This window comes from Arhodomonas sp. KWT (assembly GCF_010993615.1).
Genome location: NZ_WNXE01000805.1, coordinates 1 through 763 on the forward strand (window position 1 = coordinate 1; position 763 = coordinate 763).

General features: G+C 68.7%; 1 protein-coding gene. It reads left to right on the forward strand.

The annotated features are described in order from the left end of the window. Positions 1–119 precede the first annotated feature (119 nt). Positions 120–763: F0F1 ATP synthase subunit A (locus G7A99_RS22540; protein ID WP_163144256.1), on the forward strand; the 644-nt coding region annotated here is incomplete at its 3' end.

Here is a 763-nt window from a genome sequence, read left to right on the forward strand (position 1 = left end):
GGCCTGTGGCTGGACGGTCGTGACCCGGGCTACTCGGTGTACTGGACGCCGGTCTGCCTGGTCGGCGGCGTCGTGCTGGGGGCCAGCAATGTCTATCTGTTCATACGGGGGCGGGACCGGTGAACGGCGGCGGACTGCTCGACGGCGGCGGCGTGGCCCTTGGTCCGGTCACGCTCAGCGACACGGTGCTCTACACGTGGCTGATCATGGCCGTGCTGGCGCTCGCCTGCCGACTGCTCACCCGCCGCCTGGGCGACGACCCGGGCATGGTCCAGGCGGCGCTTGAGGGCATCGTCGAGGCCATCGAGGGCGCCGTGGCGCAGGTCATGCCGGATCATCCGGAACGGGTGGTGCCGCTGGTGGGGACCCTGTGGGTGTTCCTGGTGGTGGCCAACCTGCTCGGTATCGTGCCGGGGCTGCACTCGCCCACCGGTGATCTATCCGCCACCGCCGCGCTCGCGTTCGTGGTGTTCGTCTCGGTGCACGTCTTCGGTGTGCGCTACCAGGGCCTGCGCGGCTATCTCCGGCACTACCTCTCGCCGAGCCCGATCCTGCTGCCGTTCAACGTCATCGGCGAGATCACGCGCACGGTGGCACTTGCGGTGCGGCTGTTCGGCAACATCATGAGCCTGGAGCTCACGGCACTGCTGGTGCTCGTGGTGGCCGGATTCCTCGCGCCGGTGCCGATCCTGATGCTGCACGTCATCGAGGCCCTGGTGCAGGCCTACATCTTCGGCATGCTCGCGCTGGTGTACATCGCCGG